Source organism: Stenotrophomonas maltophilia, assembly GCF_023518235.1.
GTDB lineage: Bacteria > Pseudomonadota > Gammaproteobacteria > Xanthomonadales > Xanthomonadaceae > Stenotrophomonas.
In genome coordinates, this window is record NZ_CP090423.1 from 2,508,829 (window position 1) to 2,532,659 (window position 23,831).

General features: G+C 68.8%; 23 protein-coding genes. 11 read left to right on the plus strand and 12 right to left on the minus strand.

Annotation, left to right across the window (positions count from 1 at the left end):
- Positions 1–8 precede the first annotated feature (8 nt).
- Genes ispE through LZ605_RS11895 form a run of 3 tightly spaced genes read right to left on the minus strand, consistent with a single transcriptional unit; the run spans position 9 to position 3,219 of the window.
- Positions 9–878, minus strand: a complete 870-nt coding sequence (gene ispE, locus LZ605_RS11885; protein ID WP_249841836.1) for a 4-(cytidine 5'-diphospho)-2-C-methyl-D-erythritol kinase — start codon at positions 876–878, stop codon at positions 9–11.
- Positions 875–1,537 (minus strand): lipoprotein insertase outer membrane protein LolB, encoded by a 663-nt coding sequence (gene lolB / locus LZ605_RS11890; RefSeq protein ID WP_249841837.1) that lies wholly within the window; start codon positions 1,535–1,537, stop codon positions 875–877. The genes ispE and lolB overlap by 4 nt, the downstream gene beginning before the upstream one ends.
- Positions 1,534–3,219 carry a tetratricopeptide repeat protein gene (locus LZ605_RS11895; RefSeq protein ID WP_249841838.1) on the minus strand — a complete coding sequence of 562 codons (1,686 nt, stop codon included), beginning with the start codon at positions 3,217–3,219 and terminating at the stop codon, positions 1,534–1,536. The genes lolB and LZ605_RS11895 overlap by 4 nt, the downstream gene beginning before the upstream one ends.
- Before the next feature lie 63 nt (positions 3,220–3,282).
- Here LZ605_RS11895 and hemA point away from each other — a divergent pair, with 63 nt between their 5' ends.
- From hemA to ppk2, 4 genes are all read left to right on the plus strand, one after another.
- The gene (gene hemA, locus LZ605_RS11900) at positions 3,283–4,566 is read left to right on the plus strand and encodes a glutamyl-tRNA reductase (protein ID WP_249841839.1); all 1,284 of its coding nucleotides are present in this window, start codon (positions 3,283–3,285) and stop codon (positions 4,564–4,566) included.
- On the plus strand, positions 4,544–5,626 hold the full coding sequence (gene prfA, locus LZ605_RS11905; protein ID WP_249841840.1) for a peptide chain release factor 1: 1,083 nt from the start codon (positions 4,544–4,546) through the stop codon (positions 5,624–5,626). The genes hemA and prfA overlap by 23 nt, the downstream gene beginning before the upstream one ends.
- A gap of 4 nt (positions 5,627–5,630) precedes the next feature.
- Positions 5,631–7,343 (plus strand): tetratricopeptide repeat protein, encoded by a 1,713-nt coding sequence (locus tag LZ605_RS11910; RefSeq protein ID WP_249841841.1) that lies wholly within the window; start codon positions 5,631–5,633, stop codon positions 7,341–7,343.
- 187 nt (positions 7,344–7,530) lie between these two features.
- The gene (ppk2, locus tag LZ605_RS11915; protein WP_249841842.1) at positions 7,531–8,313 is read left to right on the plus strand and encodes a polyphosphate kinase 2; all 783 of its coding nucleotides are present in this window, start codon (positions 7,531–7,533) and stop codon (positions 8,311–8,313) included.
- 515 nt (positions 8,314–8,828) lie between these two features.
- Here the strand turns inward: ppk2 and LZ605_RS11920 are convergent.
- Both LZ605_RS11920 and LZ605_RS11925 read right to left on the minus strand, forming a co-directional pair.
- Entirely contained in the window at positions 8,829–9,404 is a 576-nt protein-coding gene (locus tag LZ605_RS11920) for a TlpA family protein disulfide reductase (protein WP_249841843.1), read from the minus strand.
- Positions 9,401–10,675, minus strand: coding sequence for a YihY family inner membrane protein (locus tag LZ605_RS11925; protein WP_107229940.1), 1,275 nt, complete (start codon positions 10,673–10,675; stop codon positions 9,401–9,403). The genes LZ605_RS11920 and LZ605_RS11925 overlap by 4 nt, the downstream gene beginning before the upstream one ends.
- A 77-nt stretch (positions 10,676–10,752) precedes the next feature.
- Between LZ605_RS11925 and wrbA the strand changes: the two genes are divergently transcribed.
- From wrbA to LZ605_RS11940, 3 genes are all read left to right on the plus strand, one after another.
- The gene (gene wrbA, locus LZ605_RS11930; RefSeq protein ID WP_249841844.1) at positions 10,753–11,346 is read left to right on the plus strand and encodes an NAD(P)H:quinone oxidoreductase; all 594 of its coding nucleotides are present in this window, start codon (positions 10,753–10,755) and stop codon (positions 11,344–11,346) included.
- The gene (locus LZ605_RS11935; protein WP_249841845.1) at positions 11,343–11,678 is read left to right on the plus strand and encodes a DUF2069 domain-containing protein; all 336 of its coding nucleotides are present in this window, start codon (positions 11,343–11,345) and stop codon (positions 11,676–11,678) included. The genes wrbA and LZ605_RS11935 overlap by 4 nt, the downstream gene beginning before the upstream one ends.
- A gap of 79 nt (positions 11,679–11,757) precedes the next feature.
- Positions 11,758–12,243 (plus strand): asparaginase domain-containing protein, encoded by a 486-nt coding sequence (locus tag LZ605_RS11940; RefSeq protein WP_010481766.1) that lies wholly within the window; start codon positions 11,758–11,760, stop codon positions 12,241–12,243.
- A gap of 197 nt (positions 12,244–12,440) precedes the next feature.
- Here the strand turns inward: LZ605_RS11940 and LZ605_RS11945 are convergent, their stop codons facing one another.
- From LZ605_RS11945 to sufT, 3 genes are all read right to left on the minus strand, one after another.
- Complete coding sequence (locus LZ605_RS11945) at positions 12,441–14,180, minus strand: S8 family peptidase (RefSeq protein ID WP_107229937.1); 1,740 nt, start codon at positions 14,178–14,180, stop codon at positions 12,441–12,443.
- 450 nt (positions 14,181–14,630) lie between these two features.
- A complete protein-coding gene (locus LZ605_RS11950; protein WP_249841846.1) occupies positions 14,631–15,725 on the minus strand; it encodes a branched-chain amino acid aminotransferase in 1,095 nt (364 codons plus the stop codon).
- Between the two features lie 59 nt (positions 15,726–15,784).
- Positions 15,785–16,336: a putative Fe-S cluster assembly protein SufT gene (gene sufT, locus LZ605_RS11955; RefSeq protein WP_004144911.1), complete on the minus strand. Its 552-nt coding sequence runs from the start codon at positions 16,334–16,336 to the stop codon at positions 15,785–15,787.
- Positions 16,337–16,458: 122 nt separating this feature from the next.
- On the opposite strand from sufT, the gene LZ605_RS11960 reads away from it, so the two are divergent.
- Positions 16,459–16,878: a hypothetical protein gene (locus LZ605_RS11960; protein ID WP_249841847.1), complete on the plus strand. Its 420-nt coding sequence runs from the start codon at positions 16,459–16,461 to the stop codon at positions 16,876–16,878.
- Between the two features lie 101 nt (positions 16,879–16,979).
- Here the strand turns inward: LZ605_RS11960 and LZ605_RS11965 are convergent, their stop codons facing one another.
- Positions 16,980–18,440, minus strand: coding sequence for an NAD(P)(+) transhydrogenase (Re/Si-specific) subunit beta (locus tag LZ605_RS11965; protein ID WP_249841848.1), 1,461 nt, complete (start codon positions 18,438–18,440; stop codon positions 16,980–16,982).
- Complete coding sequence (locus tag LZ605_RS11970) at positions 18,437–18,757, minus strand: NAD(P) transhydrogenase subunit alpha (protein WP_049428770.1); 321 nt, start codon at positions 18,755–18,757, stop codon at positions 18,437–18,439. The genes LZ605_RS11965 and LZ605_RS11970 overlap by 4 nt, the downstream gene beginning before the upstream one ends.
- 97 nt (positions 18,758–18,854) lie before the next feature.
- On the opposite strand from LZ605_RS11970, the gene LZ605_RS11975 reads away from it, so the two are divergent.
- From LZ605_RS11975 to LZ605_RS11985, 3 genes are read left to right on the plus strand one after another with little or no spacing between them, the layout of a single operon-like run.
- On the plus strand, positions 18,855–19,439 hold the full coding sequence (locus tag LZ605_RS11975) for an RNA polymerase sigma factor (protein ID WP_249841849.1): 585 nt from the start codon (positions 18,855–18,857) through the stop codon (positions 19,437–19,439).
- The gene (locus LZ605_RS11980) at positions 19,436–19,762 is read left to right on the plus strand and encodes a hypothetical protein (RefSeq protein ID WP_249841850.1); all 327 of its coding nucleotides are present in this window, start codon (positions 19,436–19,438) and stop codon (positions 19,760–19,762) included. Before LZ605_RS11975 ends, LZ605_RS11980 begins: the two co-directional genes overlap by 4 nt.
- Positions 19,763–19,765: 3 nt before the next feature.
- Positions 19,766–20,227, plus strand: a complete 462-nt coding sequence (locus LZ605_RS11985; RefSeq protein WP_249841851.1) for a DUF3106 domain-containing protein — start codon at positions 19,766–19,768, stop codon at positions 20,225–20,227.
- 62 nt (positions 20,228–20,289) lie between these two features.
- On the opposite strand, the gene LZ605_RS11990 is transcribed toward LZ605_RS11985, so the two are convergent.
- Entirely contained in the window at positions 20,290–21,369 is a 1,080-nt protein-coding gene (locus tag LZ605_RS11990; RefSeq protein ID WP_249841852.1) for an NAD(P) transhydrogenase subunit alpha, read from the minus strand.
- Between the two features lie 52 nt (positions 21,370–21,421).
- A complete protein-coding gene (locus LZ605_RS11995; RefSeq protein ID WP_249841853.1) occupies positions 21,422–23,737 on the minus strand; it encodes a DUF1631 domain-containing protein in 2,316 nt (771 codons plus the stop codon).
- Positions 23,738–23,831: the final 94 nt, after the last annotated feature.

Consider the following 23,831-nt stretch of genomic DNA (forward strand, 5'->3'; position numbering starts at 1 on the left):
TTGGTAAATCAGTGTTGCTCGAGTGCATCCAGCAGTGGCGAACGCGCAACGCCCGCAGCCACCCTTGCCCGCAACTCCTTCGGCAACTTCGACCGTCCCTGCTCTGCGGCAGCCTGCGATGCGAACTCGACGAAACAACCACTTCCCGAACCGGTCAGTCGCGCCTGGCCAATGTCGCTCAACGCTGCAAGCGCTGCATCAACGGCAGGCTCACGGCGGCGCAGCACTGGTTCGAACGCGTTCCCGACCAGGGTCCCGGAAGCGAAGTCGTCTATTTTCGCCACTGGGCTGTCGCGCGTCAAATCCGGGTCTGCAAACAGGGCCGGCGTGGGAACATGGACGCCGGGCTCGACCACCACATACCAGGCCGGGGCGAGCGTGATCGGACGCAGGCGCTCGCCCACGCCTTCGGCCCAGGCGTTGTGGCCACGCACGAACACCGGCACGTCCGCACCCAACCGAAGGCCCAGGGCAGCCAGCGCATCTTCGTCCAGGCCGGCCCGCCAGAGCCGGTTCAGCGCCACCAGCACGGTGGCGGCATCCGATGAGCCGCCACCGAAGCCACCGCCGGCAGAAACGTGTTTTTCGACGATGATGTCCGCACCTTGCGAGACATTGGCGACATCTTTCAGTAATCGCGCGGCGCGAACCGCGAGATCGTCAGCTTCGGCCACGCCAACCAAACCCTCGCCCTGCCGGCGCACCTGGCCGTCTTCACGCAGGCGCAGGCCGATGCGGTCACCCCAGTCGAGCAGGCGGAATACGGTCTGCAGCTCGTGGTAGCCATCAGCGCGGCGCCCGGTGATATGCAGAAACAGGTTCAGCTTGGCCGGGGCCGGCCACCAGGACCAGCCCGCACCCTTGACCACCGCATTCATGGAGCGCCCTGCCCCCACTGGTCCACCAGCAGCCTCACCTTGGCATCGCCCCGGCTGGCCTCGATCCTGCGCGGCAACGCCGGACGCGCTGCGTCGGCCGGGTACCAGTCCAGGTACTGCACCTGCCAGCCCATCTGCTGCATGCGGCGCGGCCGGCCTTCGCCGTCGCGTTCGACCGCCTGCGCGCCACTATCGGCGCCAGCGGCCACCAGGCCGCGGATCCAGTCAGGCAACGGGTTGACCGGAATGTCCCACCCGGTGGCGTCGAGCAGCAGCTGCTGGGCGTCCTCGCCCTCGCGTGTGCCGCCTGCCAGCCCTTCCAGGCGCCCACCTCCGGACTGGGTATCGCCGCTCAGCTTCCAGCTCTGCCGGGTCACCGGTGCGCTCAGTTCGACCACGTAGTGTCGACCCTGCTGCTTCCAGTCGATGCGACCGCTGCCGCCGTCCTTGCCCTTGCTGACCGCCACCCGGCCCTGGAAGGCCCAGTCCGGCTGTGCCTGCAGCGCGGCCACGCGCGCCGCTTCGGCATGCGCCGCCTCGGCCGAAACCGTTTCGACCACGGCTGGCGGCGCTGTCTTCTGGGTGCCCACGCTGGTACAGGCGGAAACGGCCAGGGTCGCGGCCGCCAACAGCAGCGGCCGGATCAGGGAAACACTCATGGATTGAACTTCTCGCGGGCGCGCAGCAGCGCGCGGTTCTCGGGATCGAGCTTGGCGGCTTCTTCAAAGAAGTGGCGGGCTTCGTCGTGCTTGCCCAGCACCCACAGCACTTCGCCGACATGGGCGGCGATCTCCGGGTCCTTGGCCAGGGTCCAGGCGCGGCGCAGCTGCACCAGCGCCTCCTCCTTTCGGCCCAGGCGATACAGCACCCAGCCATAGCTGTCGACGATGGCCGCATTGTCCGGCTCGGCCACACGTGCGCGGTCGATCAGCTCCAGCGCCTCCTGCAGGCGCCCGGTGCGGTCGGCCAGGGTGTAACCGAGTGCATTCAGCGCCGGTACGTTTTCCGGGTCGGTCACCAGGATCTTGCGCAGGTCGGCCTCGGCGCGCGGGATGTCATCGCGGCGCTCCCAGGTGAGCGCGCGCGCATACAGCAGGCCGTTGTCATCCGGGAAGGCGGCCAGGCCGCGGGCCAGCGCGTCCAGCTCACCGGCGCTGTCGTCGCCGCGCTGGCGCAGCTCGGCTTCCAGCAGGTAGGCGTCGCGGCGCACATCGTCATCGACAACCGCATCGGACTGGATCGCGTGCACTTCATCCAGCGCCAGCGGCAGGCGCCCGGCCAGGGCCTGGGCGTTGGCTGCGCGCAGGCGCGCCTCGCTCAGCTCATCACCACCGGGCACGCTGTGGTACCACTGCACCGCCTCGGGATAGCGCTTGAGGTATTCGGCAATCTTGCCCAGCAACAGGCGCTGCGCCGGATCCGGCTTGGCCGCCTGCCGCGACAGCTCGTTGTACAGATTGGACAGGGCGGCCTTGTCGCCCTGCTTGGCCAGCAGCGCGGCGCGCATGCCCCAGGTCTGCACGTCCTGCGGGCCGAACGCCAGCACGCGCTCGGCCGCGGAGGGCTGGCCGAGGCTGTCGTAGGCGATGGCCACCGCGTTGCGCAGTTCCGGGTCCTGGCGGGTTTTCGGCTCCACATCGTGCAGCAGCGTCAGCGCCTTGCCGGTCTCGCCAGCCTGCTGCAGCTGGCTGGCGCGCAGCAGGGCCACGCGCGGCTCTTCGGGGAAGCGCTTGACCACTTCGTCGATCATGCGCCGCGCCAGTTCGGGCTTGTCCATGCGCAGGGCAAGGCGGCCGAACTCCTGCCAGGCCTCGATCTTCGGCGGAATGGCGTTGGCGTCGACCAGTTCGCCCAGCACCTGCGCAGGCACCGCCGGATCGCGACCGCCGCCGATCAGCGCGGCCAGGGCGAACTTCCAGCCGCGCTCATCGGGGTCGGCCAGCAGCCCCTGCAGCTCGGTGCGGGCGGCCTTCACATCGCCCTGGCGCATGGCCAGCGCACCGGCGGCACTGCGCATCGTCAACGAGCGCGGCGCGCGCTGTTGCCACAGGGCCAGGCCCTTGGCAGCACTGGCATCATCGTTGGCCAGCATGGAAATGCGGGTGGCACGCTCGGCCAGGCCGGCATCGCCGCCGGTCTGCTGGGCCGCCTGCAGGTACCAGCGCGCGGCCTCGGCCAGCTTGCCGGCCTGCAGCGCGAACTCACCGGCCATCACCGGTTCCAGCGCCAGTTCCTCAGTGGCCGGGACCCGTACGGGAGCCTTGGCCGGCACCGCCGCCAGGGCCTGGCCGCAGGCCAGGGACAGCAGCAGAACACTGGGGATGCGAATCAATGCGGGCATCGTCGGCATCGGGGCCTTAAAATGTCGTCCAATGGCCAGCAGCTTATCGCAAGCAACTGAACAATGACCCTGTGGGTGCTCGGACTGAATCACCAGACCGCACCGGTGGAGCTGCGCGAGCGCGCGGCCTTCGCCGGTGAGGCGCTGCCGCGCGCGCTGGGTTCGCTGCGCGACACCCCGCAGATTGCCGAGGCGGTGCTGCTGTCTACCTGCAACCGCACCGAACTGTACGCCGTGGCCGATTCGGCACAGGCGCTGGACCGGTGGCTGCACAGCCAGGCCGGCGACCTGCAGGGCTACCTGTACCAGCACGCCGATGCCGAGGCGGTACGCCACCTGTTCCGGGTCGCCACCGGGCTGGACTCGATGGTGCTGGGCGAGCCGCAGATCCTGGGCCAGGTGAAGGATGCCTGGTCCACCGCGCGCGACCACGGCCTGCTGGGCCAGCGCCTGGACCGGCTGTTCCAGCAGACCTTCTCGGTGGCCAAGCGCGCCCGCACCGACACCCAGGTGGGTGCCAACCCGGTATCGGTGGCCTCGGCGGCGGTGCGCCTGGCGCAGAACGCCTTCGCGCGCCTGGACGATTCCACGGTACTGCTGGTCGGTGCCGGCGAGACCATTGAACTGGCCGCGCGCCACCTCAGTGAAGGCAAGGTGCGCCGGCTGCTGATCGCCAACCGCACCCTCGCCCACGCCCAGGAGCTGGCCACCCGCCACGGCGGCGTGGCCTTGCCGCTGACCGAGCTGGACCGCCACCTGGCCGAGGCCGACGTGGTGTTCTCGGCCACCGCCGCGCGCGAACCGGTGATCCACCGCGAGATGGTGGCCAAGGCGCTGCGCGCGCGCCGGCACAAGCCGATGCTGCTGTTCGACCTGGCCGTGCCGCGTGACATCGAATCGGAGGTCGGCACGCTCAACGATGCCTTCCTGTACACCGTCGATGACCTGGAACGCGCGGTGGAAGACAACCGCCGCGGCCGTCGCGAGGCCGCCGCCGAAGCCGAGGCGATCATCGACCTGCAGGTGTCGCGCTTCGTCGAGACCCAGCAGGCCAGCGCCCACCAGGCCCCGCTGCGACAGCTGCGCGCGTTCGGCGAGGCCACCCGCGCCGAGCTGCTGGAGCGCGCGCGCCAGCAGCTGGCCAACGGCAAGCCGGCCGATGAAGTGCTGGAACTGCTGGCCCACGGCCTGACCAACCGCCTGCTGCACCCGCCCACCGCTGCGTTGCGCGCGGCCGCATTGAGCGGCGATGCCGACCTGACCCGCGCCGCGCAGCGCCTGTTCCCGGCCACGCCGGGCTACCACCATCCCTCCGTGAGACCCGATGACGCCGACCCTGCGCCGTAAGCTGGAAGCGCTGGCCGAGCGCCGCGAAGAACTGGAACGCCTGCTCGCCGAACCCGATGTGGTCGCCGACAACACCCGTTTCCGCGACCTTTCGCGCGAATTCGCCCAACTTGAACCGGTCGCCACCGCACTCGCCGACGAAGCCCGTGCCAAGGCCGACCTGGCCGCCGCCGAAGGCATGCGCGCCGACCCCGATCTGCGCGAGCTGGCCGACGAGGAAATCACCTCCGCACAGGCCCGCCTGCAGGCGCTGGAACAGGAGCTGGCACTGCTGCTGGTGCCGCGCGACCCGCGCGATGAAGGCAACCTGTTCCTGGAAGTGCGCGCCGGCACCGGCGGCGACGAAGCGGCGATCTTCGCCGGCGACCTGTTCCGCATGTACGCCCGCTATGCCGAGCGCCAGGGCTGGAAGGTCGAGATCGAATCGGACAACCCCGGCGAGCATGGCGGCTACAAGGAAGTGGTGGCGCGCGTGGTCGGCCGCGGTGCGTTCTCGCGGCTGAAGTTCGAATCGGGCACCCACCGCGTGCAGCGTGTGCCGGCCACCGAATCGCAGGGTCGCATCCACACCTCTGCCGCCACGGTGGCGATCATTCCCGAAGCCGACGAAGTCGATGACATCGTCATCAACCCGGCCGACCTGAAGGTGGATACCTTCCGTTCGTCCGGCGCCGGCGGCCAGCACGTCAACAAGACCGAATCGGCGATCCGCATCACCCACGTGCCCACCGGCGTGGTGGTGGAGTGCCAGACCGAGCGCAGCCAGCACGCCAACCGCGACAAGGCGGTGAAGCGCCTGAAGGCGCAGCTGCTCGATGCCGAGCGCCAGCGCCAGGACGCGGCGCAGGCCGAATCGCGACGTCTGCAGGTCGGCAGCGGCGACCGCAGCCAGCGCATCCGCACCTACAACTTCCCGCAGGGCCGGATCACCGACCATCGTGTCGAAGGCCTGACCCTGTACGACCTGCCCAACATCCTGGCCGGCGACCTCGACCCGCTGCTGCAGCGGCTCAGCCACGAGCACCAGGTCGACGCTCTGGCCCAGCTGTCGGCGGGCTGACCCGATGTCGGCCTGGCAGCAGCGGCAGCACCTGCAGCAGGCGATCGCACGCCAGCCCGGCGACTTCGTCGCCTGGGTGATGCTGGCCGACCTGGAACTGGAAGCCGGCGACATCGCTGCCGGCGAACAGGCCGCGCGACGCGCGCTGCAACTGCGCCCGAACCATCCGGAAGCGCTGGCGCGGCTAGGCCGTGTGGCCTGGATGGCCGGTGCACACAAAGATGCCGCAACGCTGCTCGGCCAGGCCTCGGCGCTGGCCCCGCAGCACCCGGGCATCGCACTGTGGCTGGGCCATGCCCTGGAAGACGCCGACGATGCCGAAGGCGCGGCTGCGGCCTATCGGCGCGCGCACACGCTGATGCCCGCAGAGCCCTACATCGCCGCCCAGCGGCTGGCCTGGCAGCGCCGCCTGTGCGACTGGCAGGACCTGGACGCCCTGGCCGCACAGGTACGCGGCGCGCTGGCCTCCGGCCAGGGCGTGGTCGAACCGTTCGCCTTTCTCAGCGAGGACGCCAGCGCCGCAGAGCAATTGGCCTGCGCGCGCACCCGCGCGCTGGCCGTGGCCGCTGCGGTGCGGCCCTTGCCGCCGGTGACGGTGCGCGCGCGTGGCCCGCTGCGGGTCGGCTTCCTCTCCAATGGCTTCGGCGCGCATCCGACCGGGCTGCTGACCGTGGCGCTGTTCGAACAGCTGCGCCACGACCCGGCGTTGCAGCTGCATCTGTACGCACTGAACCGCGATGACGGCAGCCGCATCCGCCAGCGCCTGCAGGCGGCGGCGCAGCTGCACGATGTAACAGGGCTGCGACACGCCGACACGGCCGCACGCATCCGCGCACACGGCATCGACCTGCTGTTCGACCTGCGCGGCTGGGGCGGTGGTGGCACCCCGGAGGTGCTGGCGATGCGCCCGGCCCCGCTGCAGGTGAACTGGCTGGCCTACCCGGGCACGTCGGGCGCGCCGTGGATGGATGCGGTGGTCGGCGACGCCTTCGTCCTGCCACCCGCGCTGGAACCACACTACAGCGAACGCGTGCTGCGCCTGCCGCGCGCCTTCCAGCCTTCGGACAACACCCGTGCACTGGAACCCGCGCCGGCCCGGGCCGACTGCGGCCTGCCCGCACAGGGCGTGGTGTTCTGCTGCTTCAACAACAGCTACAAGCTCAACCCGCGCAGCATGGGCCGCGCTTTCGCGGTACTGCAGGCGGTGCCGGGCAGCGTTCTGTGGCTGCTGTCCGCCCCCGGCCAGGCCGATGCACGTCTGCGCGCAGCCGCACAGTCCGCTGGCCTGGATCCGGCGCGCCTGGTGTTCATGCCCAAGCTGCCACATCCGCAGTACCTGGCCCGCTATCGACTGGCCGATCTGTTCCTCGACACCCATCCGTACAACGCCCACACCACGGCATCCGACGCACTGTGGGCCGGCTGCCCGGTGCTGACCTGCCCCGGCGATACCTTCGCCGCGCGCGTGGCCGGCAGCCTCAACCATCACCTGGGCCTGGCGCAGATGAATGCCGACGACGATGCCGCATTCATTGCCACGGCCAGTGCGCTGGGCAACGATCCGGTGGCGCTGGCGGCGTTGCGCTCTGAACTGGCGCAGGCACGCGAGCGCAGTGGGCTGTTCGACATGGGCGGGTTTGCCCTCGATCTGTCGGCGTTGCTGCAGCAGCTGGCGCGCGAGCACGGCTGGTTGGGAACAGAGGCGTCGGCTGGGTAACGTCGATTGGATGACGTCGACTGGGTAGAGTCGACTGTTGGTCGACTGCCCTCGGCAGGAAGCCGAAAACCCCGCGCTGCGCGCGATAGTCGACTGACAGTCGACTCGACCCCCACTCTTCCCGGCATCGACATCACCTGAGCGCCGCCTGCGCTACGCTGGGGCTTCCTTCCCGCGTGGTGTGACGATGGCCAAGCTCAAGCGCAAGGACTACGACGAACTGCTGCTGCCACTGCAGCTGGAACTGACCGCGATGGCGCGCTGGGTGCAGCACAGCGGGCAGCGCCTGCTGGTGCTGTTCGAAGGCCGCGACACGGCCGGCAAGGGCGGTGCGATCCAGGCCATCAGCCAGCATCTCAACCCTCGCCAGTGCCGGGTGGTGGCCTTGCCCAAGCCCACCGACCGCGAAGCCACGCAGTGGTATTTCCAGCGCTACGCCGCGCATCTTCCGGCCGCTGGCGAGATCGTGCTGATGGACCGCAGCTGGTACAACCGCGCCGGCGTCGAGCGGGTGATGGGCTACTGCAGCGAAACCGAGTACCAGCAGTTCCTGCGCCAGGCGCCGGTGTTCGAGCAGCTGCTGGTGGACGACGGCCTGCTGCTGTTCAAGTACTGGCTGTGCGTGGACCAGGAGCAGCAGGAGAAGCGCTTTGCCGAACGCCATCTCGATCCGCTGAAGGGCTGGAAGCTCTCTCCGGTGGACCTGAAATCGCGCAGCAAGTACAGCGCCTACACCGAAGCCCGCGAGGCAATGCTGCGTGCGACCCATCGCGAGGCGGCACCGTGGACGCTGGTGGATTTCAACGACCAGCGCCTGGGCCGGCTGACTCTGGTGCGCAACCTGCTGGACCGGCTGCCGGACACGCGCGTGGATGCGCCGTTGCCGGAGCTGCCGGAGCTGAAGGGCAAGCTGCATCGCGAGCACTACGACGTGCTGAAGCCGATCGAGGATTTCCCGGTCGAGGACTAGGGGTTGTTCGGCAGGGCCTGCGGCCCTGCACCTGCTACGAACCAAGGCAACAGCAACAGCCGAATCAGAAGCGGCTTACCTGTGGGTAGGCGGGGTGGGTCCGGTTGCGGGGGCCGCTGCAAGTACGTCCATGTAAGCTCGGTCGCGGCTTGCTCGTGTGCGCTGTCCTGCGCACACGGCAAGACCGGGGTTGGGCGTCCTGCCCAACCCGCCCGAGGCATGCCTCGCGCCCATGCGGCTCACGCCCCCGCAACCGGACCCACCCCGCCTTCGACAGTTCTCCGCGATCTGTCGGCATTGCTTTCTGTAGATCCACGCCATGCGTGGATGCTCTTTGTTCAATTGTCGAAGTATTCGAACTCGATGGAGATTCATCCACGCATGGCGTGGATCTACCAGATCGCAGAAATCTGTCAGAGGTGGGGCGGTGTCGGAGTGCGGGGTGTCAGCCGCATGGATGCGGCTGCCAAGCCTACATGGCGGGTGCAGGGCCGCAGGCCCTGCCGACCAACCCCCTACTTGGCAGCGGCGATCTGCTCTTCGATGTCGGCGGCGGTCACCGGACCAAGGAAGCTGTGCGCCAGCTTGCCCTGCGGATCGATGAGATGGGTCAACGGCAAACCGCGCGGCGTGGCGAAGTCGGCCGGCGGATCGTAGGGATCCACGATCACGATCGGATAGGTCACCGGATGCTTGGTCAGGAATGCCTGCATCTCCGGCGCTTCGATGTCTTCATAGGCCAGCCCGACCACCTCGATGTTGCTGCGCATCGCATGCAGCGCCGACAGCTCAGGCATTTCCTTGCGGCACGGCGCGCACCAGGTCGCCCAGAAATTCACCACCACCCACTTGCCGCGATGCGCGGCCAGGTCGTAGTCGCTGCCGTCCACCGCCTTCATTTTCAGCGTCGGGAACTCAGCGGTGGTGCGCTCGGCCGGGGTCTCTGCCTCGGGTACCGGCGCGGCCGGCGTCGGTGCCTGCGCCGGTGGCTGGCTGCTGGCCGGGGTCGGCTCCTGGGCCGGTTTGCAGGCCGCCAGCGCCAACAGCAGGGCCAGCGGGAGCAACAGCGGCAATGAGGTCTTGCGGGTCATGGGGTGTCTCCGGAATCGGGATAGATATCGCTGACCTTGCGCTTGAGGCGTTCGCGCAGGGGCAGCCGCAATTCGTCCAGCGCCGCCAGCGCGGCGCGGCCCAGGCTGTCGTCGCGGTACGGCAGATGCTGTTCGGCCACCGGGATGCGCAGCTGGGTGCATTCGTACAGATCGGCCAGGCTGACCTGATCCAGGTCGCGCGACAGCAGCCACTCGCCGCGCTCATCACGGCGCAGCAGGCCGATTTCCTGCAGGTTGCAGGCCAGATCCTGCAGCAACGAGTCGGTCAGCATCGGCTCCAGCCGCAGGATCTCGTCATCGGCCAGACCCCGTCCCTGCGCACGCGCATGATGGAAGCGCCCAAGCAGGCGCAGCAGGCCGTAGAACTCGTAGCCCTGCGGCAGGCGCAGCTCAACCGGCTGGTAGCGGAAGGCGGCCATCGACGAGGCCAGCGACGCGCCCAGCAGCACCGCCACCCAGCACAGGTAGATCCACAGCAGCAGAATCGGCACGAAGGCCACCGTGCCATAGAGCTTCTGGTAGGACTGGAAGCTGCCCAGGTAGGCGCCGATGCCCCACTTCACCACCTCCAGGATCACCGCGGCCAGGATCGCGCCGGGCACCGCATGCCGCCATTTCACCGTGTGGTGCGGCACCACCCGGTACATCAGGGTGATGCACACGAACTCGATCAGGATCGGTGCCAGCCGCAACGCCAGCTCGGCCAACCAGCGGCCCTCCTGGGTACCGAACAGGGGCATCGCAAACACCCGCGCCGACACCGCCAGTGAAGCGGCCGCCAGCATCGCGCCCAGGGTCAGCACGGTCCAGTAGACCAGGAAGCGGGTCAGCTTGGGCCGGGTCGAGCCGACCCGCCAGATCTGGTTGAAGGTCTCTTCCACGCTGTTGAGCGTGATCAGCAGCGATACCACCAGCGCGATGAAGCCGGCCGCGGTGAGCTGGCCGGCACTGGCCGAGAACTGCCGCAGGTAGCCCTCGGCCGCGCGCGCTGCATTGGGCACGAAGTTGGAGAAGACGTAATCGCTGAGCTGATCGCTCCAGCGATCGAAGACGGGGAAGGCCGAGAGCACGCCGAACACCACGATGGCCAGCGGCACCAGCGCGAACACCGTGGTGTACGCCAGCGCTGCCGCTGCCTGGAACAGGCGGTCGTCGAGGAAGCGATGCCACAGGAAGCGGCCGAAGCTGATGGCCCGTGCGCGATCCCGCGCGCGCTCCATCCACAGGTTGAGCGTATCCAAAGGTTCCATCGGCGAAAGGGTACCCGATGCGGAATGCTGGCAGGATAGCCATACTGGGGGCCACACGACGAGGAGAAGCGGGCACGATGGGCGAGATTCTGGTGCTGTACTACAGCCGGGGCGGTTCGGTGGCACGGCTGGCGCGCCAGATCGCGCGGGGCATCGGCGAAGTGCCGGGCATGAGCGCGCGCCTGCGCAGCGTGCCGCCGGTGGCCGCCGTGACCCAGACCGCGCAGCCACCGGTGCCCGACGATGGCGCCCCCTACGTCGGCGTGCAGGACCTGGCCGAGTGCCAGGGCCTGCTGCTCGGCAGCCCCACCCGCTTCGGCAACATGGCTGCGCCGGTCAAGCACTTCCTCGATGGCCTGGGTGCCGAGTGGGTCAACGGCACCCTGTCCGGCAAGCCGGCCGGTGTCTTCACCTCCACCGCATCGATGCATGGCGGCCAGGAATCGACCCTGCTGTCGATGCAGGTGCCGCTGCTGCACCACGGCTGCGTGATCGTCGGCATTCCCTTCACCGAACCGGCGCTGAGCCACACCACCAGCGGCGGTACGCCCTACGGCGCCAGCCACGTGGCCGGTGCCGCCGACGACCCGCAGCCGACCGACGACGAGGCCGTGCTGGCGCGCGCGCTGGGCCGGCGGGTGGCCGATATCGCGCAGCGGCTGGCCCGATGAGCACCGCGCCGCGCACGGTCCTGCTGCTGGCCCTGATGGGGCTGGCCGCGCTGTTCGCCGGCTGGTTCATCAATGACAAGCACTGGCTGGCCACCCAGCTGGTGTTCACCGCGCCGCCACTGCTGCTGGCCGTGGCCGTGCGCCTGGGTTGGCGCAAGGCCGGTTTCTGGGCCTCGGTGCTGGCGCTGGGCTGGTTCAGCCATGGCGTGATGAGTACCTGGAGCCACCCGGAAACGCGCTGGCTGGCGCTGATCGAGATCGCGCTGGCACTGCTGGTCATCTTCAGTGCCAGCCTGCCCGGCCTGCGCGCCCGCTTCGGCAAACGACGCTGACGCTGCGCCCGCTGGGCCGTATCATCTGCATTCCTGGCCCCGCGCCGCAGTACCTGTCCTGGTTTCGCGCATGCACATGATGGAAGAGCTCCTGGTCGTCACCACTGGTGGCACGATCGACAAGATCTACTTCGACGACAAGTCGGACTACCAGATCGGCGATCCGCAGATCGGCATGATCCTGCGCGAGCTGGGCGTGACGTTCCGCTTCAACGTGATTCCGATCCTGCGCAAGGACTCGCTGCACATCAACGATGAGGATCGCGAGCTGATCCGCGCCACCATTGCCGCGCAGCCGACCCGTCACGTGCTGGTGACCCACGGCACCGATTCGATGGTGCAGACCGGCAAGGTGCTGGCGACGATCCCGGACAAGACCATCGTGATGACCGGCGCGCTCAGCCCGGCGCGGTTCCGCGGTTCGGATGCGGAGTTCAACATCGGCTGCGCGATCGGCGCGGTGCAGTCGCTGCCGAGCGGCGTGTACATCGCCATGAACGGCCGCATCTTCGATCCGCAGCACGTGCGCAAGAACGTGGCTGCAAACCGCTTCGAGTCCGTCTGAGGAACCGCGTGCCGAGCCATGCTCGGCACCCACCCGAATCCGCAGCGCGGCCCTTGTAGTGCCGAGCCATGCTCGGCAACCGCGCGCGAGCGCGGCACAAAGGTCCGAAGCCGGAGCAGCCGAGCGCAGGCTCGGCCCTACAGAAACAAAAACGCCCCGGCCGAAGCCAGGGCGTGCCCTTGGAGAGGGTCTTGGGCTCAGTACTGGGCGTTGAGGGTCACGCCCGAGAAGGTGCTGTACGCCTTCACCCGTACATACCAGGTGCCGGCGGCCGGGCTGTTGATGGTGCAGGTTTCGCTGTTGCCGCTCAGGTACGGACGGCAGGTGTAGGTGGTATCGGTCGGGGCACTGCCCTGGCGCACGTACAGGTCGGCATCACCGCTGCCGCCACTGATCGCCACGCGCAGCTGGGTGCTGCCGGCCGGAACGGCGACGGTGTAGTTCAGCTCGGCACCGGTCGAGGCGCCCAGGCCGGTCACCGGCACGTTGTTCTGCAGCACGTTGCCGCCGGGGTTGGTGCCGCCGCCATTGATCGCGGCGGCCACCGCCGCGTTGGCATCGATGATGCCGGCGCCGCAGCCACCCGAGCAGGCGCCCGGCAGCGGGCGGGCCGTGCTCTTGATGATGCTCTCCACCTGCGCCGGGCTCAGCGGGCTCGGGGCGACCGACTGCATCAGCGCGACCACGCCGGCCACGTGCGGCGCCGCCATCGAAGTGCCGTTGTAGGAGGCGTAGCTGGCGCTGCCCGGGGTGGTGGTGCCGGTGTTGAGGGTGGACAGGATGCTCTGGCCCGGGCCGGAGATATCGATGCCGGCGCCGTAGTTGGAGAAGCTGGCACGCGCACCGGCCGAGGTGGTCGCGGCCACCGCGATCACGTTCGGGCAGTTGGCCGGCACCGAGCTGGACACGTTGGCGTTGCTGTTGCCGGCGGCAACCACCACGGTGGTACCGCGGCCGACCGCGCCGTTGATCGCGTTCTGGTAGGTGCTCGAGCAGCTGCCACCACCACCCAGCGAGAGGTTGATCACCTCGGCCGGATTGGCATTGGCCGGCACGCCGCTGACGGTGCCGCCGGAGGCCCACACGATCGCGTCGGCGATGTCGGAGGTGTAGCCACCGCACTTGCCGAGCACGCGCACCGGCACGACCTTGGCGTTGAAGGCGGTACCCGCCACGCCGCTGGCGTTGTTGGTCACTGCCGCCACGGTGCCGGCGACGTGGGTGCCGTGCCAGCTGGAGTTGGAGGCCGGAATGCCCGAGCCGCACTCGTTGGCACCGTACCAGTCGCCTTCGTCGTTCGGGTTGTTGTCGCGGCCGCCGCCGTCGCGCGCCATCGCCGCGTCGCTGATGAAGTCATAGCCGGGCAGGATGTTGGCGTTCAGATCGGGGTGGTTGGTAATGCCGGTGTCGATCACCGCCACCACCACGCCAGTGCCGGTGGACTTGTCCCAGGCCGGCTGGATGTTGATGCCGGCATTGGAGGTACCAAAGCCCCACTGTTCGCTGAAGCGGGTGTCGTTGGGGGTCAGCGTGGCGCGCATGATCTGGTCGACCTCGACGTATTCCACGTTCGGGTCGGCCGCCAGCTTGCGCATCAGCAGTTCGGATTCAGCCTGGTCGAGCGGACGGTCGGTCCTGACCAAGGTCGGGCCGACGGCCAGCTTGCGGACTTCCTGCAGGCCCAGCGCGCGGCCCTGGCTGCTGGCCAGGCCGGCGGCGGCACTCTTCAGCGAAGAAGCCAGCGCGGTGGTGTTGGCCACCGGGGCGCTGCCATCACGGTACTTCACGATGAAACGCTGGTGCGTCGGTGCGGACTGCAGGCCGCTGAGCTGGACATCACCGGCCAGCGCGGGCGTGGCCAGCAGCAGCGATGACAGAACGGACGCACCAAGGACCACCCACACTCGACGCACACGCGGTTGCGTTACCTGGGACATCGTATTTCCCTTTCTAGTGGTGTGAATGCCGGAATCGGCAGAAGCACCGGCCCGAACCATGGGCTGGCTTGCATTGGCGAGGTTCGGAAGACCGGTGAGTCAGCGGATCCCCCTATTGATCCGCCGTGCAGATGACGCTAATGACCAAAACCGGACACCACAAGATTTTCAGTGTCTTTTCAGCAAGATGAAATGTTCGTTCTGAGACTTTTCGGGTCGAGGGTTTGTGAAGGTGAAGGAACTTTCTCGCGCCCTGCACGCACCTGACTGGGTCATCACGTGTCCTGTGATGACTTTGCCGACATCGGCGTCCGCCGATCCGGGGTCAGATCCCTTTTCCGCAGGAAAAGGGATCTGACCCCGGGCCCGAAACGCAGAAAGCCCGTCACGGGGACGGGCTTTGCGGAAGAGCCGTCGAGCAAGCTCGACGCTACGGTTCGGCGCGGGCGATCAGCCCAGCTTGACCAGCCAGTTGTGGCGGTCCGGCAGGCGGCCGTACTGGATGTCGGTCAGTTCCTTGCGCAGCGACATGGTCACTTCGCCGGCCGGCGCGTTGATGTCACCCACCGAGAAGCCTTCGCCCTTGAGCTGGCCGATCGGGGTGACCACCGCAGCGGTACCGCAGGCGAACACTTCGGCGATCTCGCCCGAGGCCACGCCCTGCTTCCACTCCTCGATGCTGACCTTGCGCTCTTCGACCTTCATGCCGCGGTCGCGAGCCAGCTGCAGGATGCTCTCGCGGGTGATGCCCTCGAGGATGCTGCCGGACAGTTCCGGGGTGACCAGCGTGCCGTCCTTGTAGACCAGGAACACGTTCATGCCGCCCAGCTCTTCCAGGTACTTGCCTTCAACCGGGTCGAGGAACAGCACCTGCGAGCAGCCCTGCGCCTGTGCCTTCTGCTGCGGCAGCAGCGAAGCGGCGTAGTTGCCGCCGCACTTGGCGGCGCCGGTGCCGCCCTTGGCCGCACGCGCGTACTCGGTGGACAGCCAGATCGACACCGGGGCAACGCCCTTGGCGAAGTACGGGCCGGCCGGGCTGGCGATGACGTAGTAGCCGGCCTTGTGTGCGCCACGCACACCGAGGAAGGCTTCGTCGCCGATCATGAACGGACGGAAGTACAGGCTCGACTCATCGGCCGACGGCACCCAGTCACTGTCCACGGCAATCAGCTGCTTCAGCGATTCGACGAAGATCTCCACCGGCAGTTCCGGCAGCGCCAGGCGCTGCGCCGAACGCTGCAGGCGGCGGCCGTTGGCGTCGGGGCGGAAGGTCCAGATCGAGCCGTCAGCGTGGCGGTAGGCCTTGATGCCTTCGAAGATTTCCTGGCCGTAGTGCAGCACGGCCGCGGCCGGGTCCAGCTGCAGCGGGCCATAGGCACGCACGCTGGCGTTGTGCCAGCCGGCGTCCTTGTCCCAGCGCACTTCCACCATGTGATCGGTGAAGTGCAGGCCGAAGCCGGGCTTCTCCAGGATCTGGGCGCGCTCTTCAGCGCTGCGCGGGTGGTCCGAACGGGTGACGGCGAAGCTGGGAATGGACTGGGACACCGGAGGATTCCTGTTCTGGTTACGGGTAGTGCCGGGCCCGCGCCACTGCGGGCCCTGGGTCAAAGCATGCCGGTCTCGAGCCGGGCCGCTTCGGACATCATGTGCTGGTTCCACGGCGGGTCGAATACCAGCTCGACGTCGGCCTCGGCCACCGTCGGGATCATTTCAAGCTTGCTGCGCACGTCGTCGACCAGGATGTCGCCCATGCCACAGGCCGGCGCGGTCAGGGTCATCTTCACGTCGATCTCGCGCTGGCCCTCGTCCAGATGCTTGATCTCGACCTCGTAGACCAGGCCCAGTTCGACGATGTTCACCGGAATTTCCGGATCGAAGCAGGTGCGGAGCTGCTGCCACACCAGCTGCTCCACCTGTTCATCGGTGGCATCGGCGGGCAGTTCCAGCGGTGCCGGTGCCTCCTTGCCGATGGCGTCGCCGTCCTTGCCGGCGATGCGGAACAGGTTGCCCTCGACGAACACCGAATAGCTGCCACCCAGCGCCTGGGTGATGTACCCATAGCTGCCGGCGGGCAAGGTCACGGTATCGCCCTGCGGGACCATCACGGCCTCGCAATCGCGCTCGAAGTGGACAGGTTCACTGCTACGGGAATACATGGGGACCGATATGGGGCCGTGGCTGCAGCCACGCAAGCAGGCATTCTAGCCCAGCCGCCCTGCCCCCGCCGGTGCACCGCGGCAAACCACAGTATCCTGTGGGTGATCTTCAGGGAGCTTCGATGTCCTCCAATGCCGCGCGTGCCAGGACCGTGACCTGGCTCTGGCCCTTCATGCTGTTGCTGGGCCTGGTTGTTGCTCCCTTCGCCTGGCTGGTGCTGGCGCTGATGACCGGCCGACAGGTCGGCTGGATGGCGGTGGTGACTGCCCTGGAACTGGTGTTCATGCTGCGCCTGGGGACGCTCGGCCCGGGCCGGCTGCGCATCGCCCTGGTCGTGCTGGGCACCCTGCTGGTGGCCGCAGTCGCCAACTGGACCATCGCCAGCGCCTGGATGGGCGGCTCGATCGGGCTGGACCTGTGGGACGCCACGATGCGGATGGGCCCGCACCTGGCCTGGACCCTGGTCACCCTGGCCAATGGCGCGATGGAGTGGCTGTGGTTGGCGCTGGGTGTGGCCGTGGGCGCCTGGCTGGCGCGCTGAGCGCGTAGATCCACGCCATGCGTGGATGGGGTGGTAGTGCCGGCCGCTGGCCGGCAGAAACGTGCGGACCAAGGTCCGCACCCACCGGGAGCAGCCGGATCTCAGTGCCCGCCATCGAGCGCCTTCAGCTCGCTCACCAGCGAGGCCGCCGCTTCGGCACCATCGCCGTACAGCATGCGCGTGTTGTCGGCGTAGAACAGCGCATTCTCGATGCCGGCAAAGCCGGTGCCCTTGCCACGCTTGATCACCACCACGTTGCGCGCGTTGACCACGTCCAGCACCGGCATGCCGTAGATCGGGCTGGCCGGATCGGTGCGTGCTACGGGGTTGACCACATCGTTGGCGCCGATCACCAGCACCACGTCGGTATTGGCGAACTCGGGGTTGATGTCGTCCATGTCGGCAATGAGGTCGTAGGGCACGCCGGCCTCGGCCAGCAGCACGTTCATGTGCCCGGGCATGCGCCCGGCCACCGGGTGGATGGCGAACTTCACCTTGACCCCGCGCTGGCCCAGCCGCTGCGCCAGCTCCCAGATCTTGTGCTGCGCCTGCGCCACCGCCATGCCGTAGCCGGGCACGATCACCACGCGCTCGGCAAAGGCCATCATCGCGGCGACGTCGGCCGCGTCGATCGGCTTCTGCGAGCCGCTGATCGCCTGCGCTTCGCCACCGGCAGTGCCGCCGAAGTTGGAGAACAGCACGTTGCGGATCGGCCGGTTCATCGCCTTGGCCATCAACCGGGTCAGCAGGATGCCGGCCGCGCCGACCATCATGCCGGCGATGATCAGTGCCTCGTTGCCCAGCACGTAGCCTTCGAAAGACACCGCCAGGCCGGTGAACGCGTTGTACAGCGAGATCACCACCGGCATGTCGGCGCCACCGATCGGCAGCGTCATCAGCACGCCCAGCGCCAGTGCCAGCACGAAGAAGGCGACGATCGCCCAGGTGCTGAGCGTGCTGGCGGCGATGATCGCCAGCACCACCACCGCCAGCGCCACCACCAGGTTCATCACCTGCTGGCCCGGCCAGGTGACGCGCTTGTCGAGGCGGCCATCGAGCTTGGCCCAGGCGATCACCGAGCCGGACAGCGACACCGCACCGATGGCGGCGCCAACCACCGCCAGCAGCAGCACCGTGCCCGACGGCTGGCGTGCGGCCAGGTCGGCCAGCGCCTGCGCGCTCCAGTGCGTGGTGTCGCGGTGGGCCAGGAAGGCATAGCGCAGCAGCTCCACTGCACCGATCGCCGCCGCCGAGCCACCGCCCATGCCGTTGTACAGCGCCACCATCTGCGGCATGTCGGTGATGGCAACCTTGCCGGCCGACCACCAGGCCAGGCCGGCGCCGAGCAGCAGCGCCACCAGGATCAGCGGCACGTTGTGCAGTTCGGGCAGGAAGAAAGTGGCCACGGTGGCCAGCAGCATGCCCAGCCCGGCCCAGCGGATGCCGCTGCGCGCGGTCAGCGGCGAGGCCATGCGCTGCAGGCCGAGCAGGAACAACGTGGCGGCCACCAGGTAGCTGGCCTTGACCAGCCAATCAAGCAGTTCGACGGTGCTGATGTTCAAGCCTGCGGCTCCTTCGGTTCGTCCTTGGCGCCCTTGGGCGCACTCGGCTTGAACATCTCCAGCATGCGCGCGGTGACCACATAGCCACCGGCGGCGTTGCCGGCGCCGAGCACCACGGCCAGGAAGCCCAGCGCCTTTTCCAGCGGCGTCTGCGCGTGCCCCAGCACCACCATCGCGCCGATCAGCACGATGCCGTGGATGAAGTTGGATCCGGACATCAGCGGGGTATGCAGGATCACCGGCACCCGCGAAATGATCACATGGCCGGCGATGGCTGCCAGCATGAAGATGTACAGCGCCACGAACCCGTCACTCACTGGCAACGCTCCCGCTCTGTCTTCGTCGCCCCATCATAACCACGGGCTGAACCTGGCGCGCATCCGGGTCAACCGATGCCGCGCTCACGCGTTGTCGATGGTGACCCCGAGCGAGGAACCGTACCCTGTGCTGGTGAGCAGCCCTGTCCCCCCGAGCGCCGAGACCGATGCCCTGCCGGCATCGCTGGAGGCGTTCCTGGCCGGCGTCGGCCCGCGCGCCTTCCGCTTCGCCGAAGCCGGCCTGCGCCAGCGCGACGACGCTCTGGATGCGGTGCAGGATGCCCTGCTGCGCATGCTGGATTACGCCGACAAGCCGGCCGCCGAGTGGGCGCCGCTGTTCTGGAGCATCCTGCGCCGGCGGGTGATCGACCTGCAGCGCCGGCGCCGCTTCCGCCTGCCGTTCTGGCGCGACAACCAGGACGCCGAGGGCGGTGAGATCGACTGGGCTGACCCCGGCCCGGACCCGGCACAGGCGCATGAGCAGCACCAGCGGTACCAGCAGCTGGTGGAGGCGTTGCGCACCCTGCCCGCCCGCCAGCGCGAAGCCTTTACCCTGCGCGTGCTGCAGGACCTGGACGGGGCCACCACCGCCCGCGCCATGGGCTGCAGCGAAGGCGCGGTAAAAACCCACCTGGCACGCGCCCGGCAGGCGCTGCAGGATTATCTGGAGACCCACCCGTGAACCGCTCCCTGCCTTCCGATGACGCCCTGCGCAGCCTGCACGCGCAGTCGCTGCAGGCGCTGTCGCCGGCCACGCTGGCGCGCCTGCGCCAGGCTCGACACGGCGCCCGCGCGCTCCAGCGCGGGCGCCTGCGCTGGTGGCTGGCCAGCGCCTGTTCGCTGGTGGTGGCACTGGGCATCGGCCTGCAGTTCACCGGCCATGGCACCCTGGTGGGCCCCGCGCCGGCACCGGTGCTTGCAGCGGCGGAAGACAACAGCGCACTGTACGACGAGAATCCCGATCTGTACCTGTGGCTGGGCGACACCGACCTGGCGATGGAGTGAACCATGCCCCGAATCAACCTCCTGCCGCTACTGCTGACCCTGTCGCTGCTGCCGGCCGTCCCCGCGCTGGCGCAGAGCGCCGCCCCCTCTCCGGCCGCACGTACGGCACCGGCCGCGCCGCTGCCGGCGTGGGAACAGCTGAGCGAGGCCCAGCGCGAATCGCTGCTGGCCCCCTTGCGCGACCGCTGGAACAGCGCCGACGCCGGCCAGCGCCAACGCATGCTCTCGCATGGCCAGCGCTGGCAGTCGATGAGCCCGGAAGAGCGCGACAAGGCCCGCCGGGGCCTGCGCCGCTTCGAGCACATGAGCCCGGAACAGCGTGAGCAGGCCCGCGCCCTGTTCGGACAGATGCGCGATATGCCGCCGGCACAGCGTGAGGCGTTGCGCGAGCGCTGGTCGCAGATGACGCCGGAACAGCGCAGGGACTGGGTGCGCGACAACCCGCCGCCGGCCAAGCCGAGGTAACGCCCCGGGGGAACGGGGTCAGAGCCCTTTGCCAGCGGCAAACGGACCTGACACCATGCCACTCACGCCTGCCAGCGGGTCTTGGCCAGCAACTCATCGTCCCAGTCGAACGCCAGCTGGCCCTCGCGCACGAACAGCGCGACGAAGTTCAGCAGATTGCGCGCATACATCTCGCTGGCCTGGGTCGCGCCACGGCTGGCCAGGCCCAGCGGGCCATCGATGGTCACGCCCTGGTGTTCGATGCACTGCCCGGGTTGGGTGAGCGCACAGTTGCCGCCACTTTCGGCCGCCAGATCGACGATCACGCTGCCGGCGGCCATGCCTTCCACCATCGCGGCGGTAACGATGGTCGGCGCCGGGCGCCCGGGCACCGCGGCGGTGCAGATCACCACATCCACGCCGCGCAGATGGTCGGCCAGCCGCCGCTGCTGCTCGGCGCGTTCCTCGTCGGTCAGCGCACGTGCATAGCCACCCTCGCCCGCCGCACTGACGCCCAGATCGAGGAAGCGCGCGCCCAGCGACTGGATCTGCTCGCGGGTCTCCGGGCGCACGTCGAAACCTTCCACCTGTGCACCGAGCCGACGCGCGGTGGCGATGGCCTGCAGGCCGGCCACGCCGGCGCCGATCACCAGCACCTTGGCCGGACGTACGGTGCCGGCGGCGGTGGTCAGCATCGGGAAGAAGCGTGGCGCGCGTTCGGCGGCGATCAGCGCGGCCTTGTAGCCGGCCATGCCGGCCTGCGAACTGAGCACGTCCATCGCCTGCGCACGCGTGGTACGCGGCAGCTGCTGCAGCGGGAACAGCCGCAGGCGGTCGCCGGCAGCCAAGGCGGCCAAGGCCGGATCGGATGCCGGCGCAAGCAGGCCGATCACACTGGCCGCGGGCTTGAGCTTCTGCAACACGGTCGCCGGCGGCGCCTGTACGCACAGCAGGATGTCGATCTCGGGCCAGCGCGCGGCGTCGAACGCGCGTGCGCCTGCATCGTCATAGGCGGCATCAGGGAAGCCGGCGGCCAGGCCGGCGCCGGCTTCGTACCAGACGGTGATGCCCAGTGCGCCCAGCTTCTTCGCCGTTTCCGGCGTCAGCGCCACGCGCCGTTCGCCCGGCGCGGTCTCCTTGATCCCCAGCAACGCCACGGCCATGCAGGTCCCCGCTGATCGGTGAGTTTTCCCGATCCTAGCAGGCGGCCCGTGCTCAGTGCAGCGTCGCGCTGCCCGGGTCCAGACGGTCGATCACGCCCTGCATGGCGCTGTCGAAGGCGCCGTCATCCACATGGGCGCGCAGGCGGCCCAGCCGCACCATCACTGCCAGTTCTTCCGGCGAGGCCACGCAGAAGCGCACGCCACGGCGGTTGACGAACAGCAGGCGCGAGGAAATCGGGCTGACCCACGACAGTTTGCCGGCCTGCACCTTGCCGTCCTTGTCGACGAAGTCCAGCCAGTTGCCGATCTCCATGCGGCGGAAGCGATCGGCGTCGGCGTTGTCGAAGTCATCGGCGTCGATCTGCCCGCTCAGTTCCACCGCCGGCGATTCGGCCACCGGCGGTGCCGGCAACGCGACCTGCGGCAGCTCGGGCAGCGCGCGCTGCAGTTCCGGCCGCGATTCGGCGATGCCCTGCAGGGTGTCATGCAGGGCGTCGATGGCGCCGGTGGCGGCGTCGCCATGCACGCCCACGCTGGCGAACACCTTGGCCAGCACCGGCTGCCAGGCCTGCAGCCACGGCTTGCCGACGATCTGGCGACGGGCCTCGGCCACTTCTTCCAGCAGGCCGTCGCCCAGGCTCAGGGCCTCGGCCACCGACGCACCCTCTTCGCCCTCGCGCAACAGCGCCAGGGTGAGATGGTGCTGCCACGGCTGGCGCAGGAACGCGGCGATGGCCGGCGGCAGCGTGGCGTCGCCGATGCGCCGATCCAGTTCGGCACCGGCGCGGGTGCGGGCCATCTCCAGCTTTTCCTGGCCGCGCTGCGTCTCGGCAGCGCGGCGCTCGGCGATTTCCACGCGGCGGCGATGCTGCACCAGGAACTCGCGGAACTCTTCTTCCAAGGTCAGGAAGATCGCCAGGTTCTCGTTGAACTCGGCCACCAGGCGCTCGATGATTTCCTCCACCTTGGCCATCAGCATGCGCTCGGCCTGGCTTTCGCCGGTGTTGCCCTCGCAGGCCTCGGCCAGCGAGTTGAGCAGCTTGCGCGCCGGGTGGGTCTTCTGCACGAACATGCGGCGGTCGAGCATGGCCACCTTCACGAACGGCACCACCAGGCGGCCGATCAGTTCGCGCGAGCGGCCTTCCAGTTCACGTTCGTCCAGCATCACGTCGAACAGCATGCCGACCAGATCGATCGCATCTTCGTCCTGCGGATCCAGCCGGGTCTGGCCGGGATCGACACCGAGCCGGGTGGCGCTGGACAGCACTTCACTCTTCAGCCGCTGCGCCAGCGATTCGCCATCCTCGCCGATCGCCGCGCGCAGGGTCGCACTGGGCGTGGCCTGCAGCAGCGACAGCACCGACATCATCTCGCGCTGGCTCAACGGGCGCTGCTGGCCAATGGCCACCTGGGCGGCCGACGTGGCGTCCTCGCGTACATGGCGGGTCTGCTGCAGCAACTCGTGCAGCGCTTCCAGCAGCATGCCCTGCTGGCCCGGATAGGGCTCGCCGCTGCCGCTGTCCTCGCCTCCCAGGTGCTGCTGCATGTGGCCGCGACGTTCCGACCAGCGCGCGGCGAAGCGTTGCGCCCAGGCGGGAGCGGCCTGCTCGTCATCGGCGAAACCGGCATCGGCACCCTGGCGGTGCTCGACCAGATCTTCCAGCGCGCCAGCGCTGCGCGGCTCGGGTGCGGCCGAGAGCGGGCGTTGCGGCGTGCCCATCTGCGACATCACGCCGGCCGCCGCCAGCTGCTCGTCCAGCTTCTCGTAGATGCGGCCGATCGGCGCGCGCAGGTCGCGTTCGCACAGCTTGATCAGCACCAGATGCACTTCCGGAGCCAGTTCACAGCCGGCAAACGCCTCGTGGATGGCCACGCCCAGGTGTTCCGGGCTAATCGGGTTGTGGTCGGCGTCCAGCTCGGCACCGCCGATCAGGCGGCCCAGGCGGCGGTCCAGCCGCGCCAGCACCGGCTTGAAGTCGCGCAGCAGCACGGTGGCGAAATTGCGCACCGCCAGCCGCGATTCCAGCACGTGCTCGGCCAGCAGGCTCAAGCCGTCTTCGGCCTGGCCGGACAGGGTGGCATCGGCCGACAGCGGCTCGCCGGCGGCCAGCGCCTCCCAGGCCCGCTGCAGGTGGCCGGCAAAGGCGGCGGCGATCTCCTCGCGGCGGCGGCGCAGCTCGCGCATCGCATCCAGGAACAGCAACTGCGAGGAACCGGCATTGCCCGCGCGGTCGAACAACGCATCATCGAACCGCGCCAGCGCGGCCCCGAACGCCTGGCAAAGCGCGGGCAGGACCATGTCCCGGGCACGCTGGAGCTGGGCCGGGTCACGGCCCGGCGATCCCATCGGTGTGGGCACGCTCATCATTCGGGAAGGCTCCCCACCTTCTCTGGTACGACAGACAGCATGGACATCGCGACGACCGGCACACCCCATGCACCGGTACGTCGATGGTAGGCCG